At 62.0% G+C, this 3,818-nt stretch carries 6 protein-coding genes; 4 read left to right on the top strand and 2 right to left on the bottom strand.

Annotated elements, in window-relative coordinates; genetic code table 11:
* On the top strand, positions 1–187 hold a 187-nt coding region (locus AC5RW2_RS41195), incomplete at its 5' end, for a hypothetical protein (RefSeq protein ID WP_493986642.1).
* A gap of 744 nt (positions 188–931) precedes the next feature.
* Here AC5RW2_RS41195 and AC5RW2_RS41190 read toward each other — a convergent pair.
* On the bottom strand, positions 932–1,138 hold the full coding sequence (locus tag AC5RW2_RS41190) for a hypothetical protein (protein ID WP_493986643.1): 207 nt from the start codon (positions 1,136–1,138) through the stop codon (positions 932–934).
* Positions 1,139–1,357: 219 nt separating this feature from the next.
* On the opposite strand from AC5RW2_RS41190, the gene AC5RW2_RS41185 reads away from it, so the two are divergent.
* From AC5RW2_RS41185 to AC5RW2_RS41175, 3 genes are all read left to right on the top strand, one after another.
* The gene (locus tag AC5RW2_RS41185) at positions 1,358–2,071 is read left to right on the top strand and encodes a TetR/AcrR family transcriptional regulator C-terminal domain-containing protein (RefSeq protein WP_493986644.1); all 714 of its coding nucleotides are present in this window, start codon (positions 1,358–1,360) and stop codon (positions 2,069–2,071) included.
* Between the two features lie 252 nt (positions 2,072–2,323).
* Complete coding sequence (locus tag AC5RW2_RS41180) at positions 2,324–2,707, top strand: GNAT family N-acetyltransferase (protein WP_493986645.1); 384 nt, start codon at positions 2,324–2,326, stop codon at positions 2,705–2,707.
* Entirely contained in the window at positions 2,704–3,030 is a 327-nt protein-coding gene (locus tag AC5RW2_RS41175; RefSeq protein ID WP_493986646.1) for a hypothetical protein, read from the top strand. The genes AC5RW2_RS41180 and AC5RW2_RS41175 overlap by 4 nt, the downstream gene beginning before the upstream one ends.
* A 203-nt stretch (positions 3,031–3,233) precedes the next feature.
* On the opposite strand, the gene AC5RW2_RS41170 is transcribed toward AC5RW2_RS41175, so the two are convergent.
* A complete protein-coding gene (locus AC5RW2_RS41170; protein ID WP_493986647.1) occupies positions 3,234–3,533 on the bottom strand; it encodes a DUF4193 domain-containing protein in 300 nt (99 codons plus the stop codon).
* Positions 3,534–3,818: the final 285 nt, after the last annotated feature.

Genomic DNA, 3,818 nt, shown 5'->3' with positions numbered 1-3,818 from the left:
ACACCGCGAACGCGGCGCATCACAGCCAAATCAACCAAACAAAACATTTGGTATCAACAAACTTGGCACACTATTGAGTTCTCAAACAACAGGCACATGCATTTACTTTTCAAAACCGCGGTCACTTCCTTTCGGAAATGTATTTCAAGCGGCTTCGCTTTTCTTTGCTGCGATGTTTCTAATCTAATTCATGAATTTCTTTCCTGTCAAATCCGCGATTTCCGCGGAATTTCATTGGAAATTCACGAACCGACCCGCCAAAAAACCGCCGGATAATTGCGCAGGCCATTCAGGCGCACACCATTTCCGGTGAATAATTTGAAGGGGTTTTCGCCACTCAGCGGCGGCGACTCAGAAAACGATACACGCCTCCGCCCGGCGGCGCAAATCCGCCTTCAATTGCCTTGTGTGCTCCTGCAATCGCGCCGCTTCGGCTCGGTGGTCCAGGCTCTCGACCGCCTCCATGGCCCGGCACCTGTGGCGTTCACGAAATGCAGGACCGCAGCAGCACATCGGGTGCAGGGACATTCATGAGCTCCATCACTATTTCCTGCTGTTGACTTGGTCTTGCCGCTCGACCCCGCAGTGGGCATTCCCCGCCGGCCCCGCATCCTCACCGTCGATGAATGACAGAAGCCAACTCCCGCAGCTGGCCGGCCAGTGACTAATTCCATAATGCTCAGGAAAAGGCCGGGGTGGCCGCGGTTGCATCCTTGCACACGGACTTGGAGCAGAAAATTCTTCTTTGCTGATGACCTGGCGCTGGCTGATCTCAAAAATGTGTGGGACTTGAGTGAAGAGGCACCCCTGGGAGCTTGCGGCTGATTATCCATAGGAGCCATTTATCGTCGAACGGACAATAACTGTGGTCGAGCTCAACCAGTGCGTCGGGCTAAGGATGCAGGGGTGGGTGATGTTGGTGAGTCGGCAGTCAGGACGCGTCGCTGGAGAGATCCCGGACCCGCTTGAGCTCGGTCTGGGTCAGATTCGCCGCTTGACGGATGGCTTCCGTGGCTTCCCCGGCCTTGACGGCATCCTCGATGGTCGCTGTCAGGTGGAATTCGGCCTGGTCCATTTCTGCCTGCAGCGTTTCAACGTCCGCAGCAGCAACCCAGACCTGCTTCAGTTCCTCGTTCACATCTCACCTTTACTTCTCCGGCCCGCCGCAGGTGCTTGACGGGCATCCAGCAAACATCGCGAGCCACCGAGTTTACAGTGTAAGGCTGTGCTGTAAAGCCCGCCGCTTGTCTGCCGGTCCTGCCCGGGAGGGAGTCGGGACTTCCGACGCAGAGATGCCCGCGCGGATCCGGACGGGCGGGCGTAGGGTGGAGGGAAGGATGCAGGGAGGGGGAGGTCGATGGCCGGAGCCGGAGTGGAGCCGGAAAACGGAGGGCCGGACTCGGGGGCGGAGAAGCCCCGGCTTGAGCGGCAGCGGATTATCCGGGCCGGTGCGGACTTCATTGAGCGGTTCGGGGTGCGCCGGCTGACCATGCGCCGGCTCGGCACCGAACTGGGGGTGGAGGCGATGTCGCTCTACCGTTATGTCCCGTCGCGGGAGAATCTGCTGGACGGCATCGTGGAGGCTGTTCTGGATGAGCTCTCCAGCGATCCGGAAGTGTACAGCGAGCCCCGCCATGGGTGGCAGGACTATCTGATCCGCCTGGCGCACGGGCTGCGCCGGCTGGCCCTGGCCCATCCCCAGGTGTTTCCGCTCATTGCCACCCGGCACACCGAAGCGCCCTGGGTGCGGCCTCCTCTGCGCAGCCTGCGCTGGGTCGAATCCTTCCTCCGGGCACTGAAAGGCTCGGGCTTCTCCGACAAAGCGGCGGTGGACGCCTACCGCGCCTTCAGCAGCTTCCTGCTCGGACACCTGCTCCTGGAAGTCTCAGCCATGGGGGCCGACGTCGGCCCGGTCGAGGAAGCCGAACCCCGCCCGCCGCAGGAGGCGGACCTCAGCGGCTATCCGCTCCTGCAAAACCTTCAGGAACTCCTTTCGGAGGACCGCTCCGCACAGGAATTCGAAGAGTCACTCGAGAACCTGCTCGAGCGCCTGGAAACCCTGGCCGGCTAACCGCACCGGCACTTACAGGAAGAGGCATTCGGGCCTCCCGCCAAGCCGTTTTCACCGCCCTTCGCACCGGCGTAAACCGGCCGGAGGAATTTGCATCAAGTGCTAAGCATGCTTAGCTTACATTGTAAGCGAGATCCGATGGGGGTTCGGATCCTCATGGATTCGGCCTGCTGATCACCGGTGGCCGGAGAATGCAGCGGCGTGGCCGGCATGTGCCGCGGCCTGTCGGGGATATGACCTGAGGAGAAAAACATGCATATTGTCCGTGACAACTTCGACGGGTCCCGTTTCGATGCCTATGTTGATGGAGCGGTGGCAGGATCACTGCATTACCGCATTCAGGACGGCCAAATCTGGCTCCTGAGCATCGTCATCGACGGTGACTACCAGGGCCCCGACCTGACCGGTGGTCTGGTGCGGACCGCCTTGGCCCAAGCACATCGCCGGCGCCTGGCTGTCCTGCCGTTCTGCATCGAAGCCAGGAAGCAGGTCTTCGCCCACCCTGTCTACCTCAAGCTGGTCCCAGTGACTGAGCGAAAGCGCTTCCTCGGGTCTCACGGCACTGCCGTCAGCGGCCGGGCCCTCGCGCAGCGGGCCGCCACGGCACAAATGGCCGGGGAGGTGGCAGCACCGTGAACGAGAAGCTGTCAGTGCTGGTGCGGGTGGACCTGGAGGGGGCATTGACTTGCATCAAAGTGAAGGGCCGGGTGAACCCGCGGAATGTTCAGGCCCTGTATGTTCTGGCTCGCCGCGCCAATACTCTGAGCCCCGGCCATCAGATCGTCATCGATCTCTCGGCCGCTCAAGCGGAGCCGGATACCTTGGCCCTGCTCAACGGCTGTGCGGACTCGGAACGACTGCCTGCCAAGGCGGATCCGGCACAGGCCCAATGCCGGCTGCGGATCATCGCACCGGCGGGCACCCGGTGCACTTCGAACAGCGTGGAACTGGCCGCCTGACTGGCTGGCCAAAAAATCAGCTGCCCTGGTCCTTCTCGGGGCCATGCGGTGCGCATGGCGGGCGCCTCGACCTTGATGACAACTTAGTCATCGGCGGCCGCGGAAATGTGCACGCCGTGCAGGAGCAGATTGACAGTCTTGAGTACTTGGCCGTCGCCGCGCCTTGTCCCCACGCTGCAGGCTGCAGCGGGCCGCCAGCTTGCTTAGCCTTCGCAGTCGCGGCAGTAGCTTACGCCGTCCTTCTCGCGCGCTTTCTGGGAGCGGTGGTGGACCAGGAAGCAGGATCCACAGGTGAACTCATCTGCCTGGACGGGGATCACCTGCACGTGCAGCTCCTCGCCGGAGAGATCCGCACCGGGAAGGTCGATGCCTTCGGCGGTGTCGTTCTCGTCAACGTCGATGACCACAGGCTGGGGCTTCCCGCGCTGGGCGCGCAGCTCCTCAAGTGAATCCGTCGACTCGTCGTCGCTGGTGGTCCGGGGTGCGTCGTAATCGGTAGCCATGTTCCGCTGGTCGTCTCCTCATCGGAAAAGTGTCGAGCAAGCATTAGACAGCACACCGCAGGTATTGCGCAACTGGGTGCCGGAAGAATCTTGAGGCCCGGGCAGGGCCGTGTCGGCAGCCGGCCCTGCACCGGGAGCAGATCCCTGATATCAGAACAACGCTGATCACCGAGACAGTGGCCCTGATGTGCCGCCGGTGTTTGGTGCAAGGGGGTGTGTAGCGGGGTGGGGTGGTGTTAAAGGGGTCAGGCCCCGCCGTCGTCGGCGGGGCCTGGCCCTGTTACG

The organism is Arthrobacter sp. B0316-1-20 (assembly GCF_059091865.1).
This window is presented reverse-complemented; position numbering and strand designations above follow the sequence as displayed.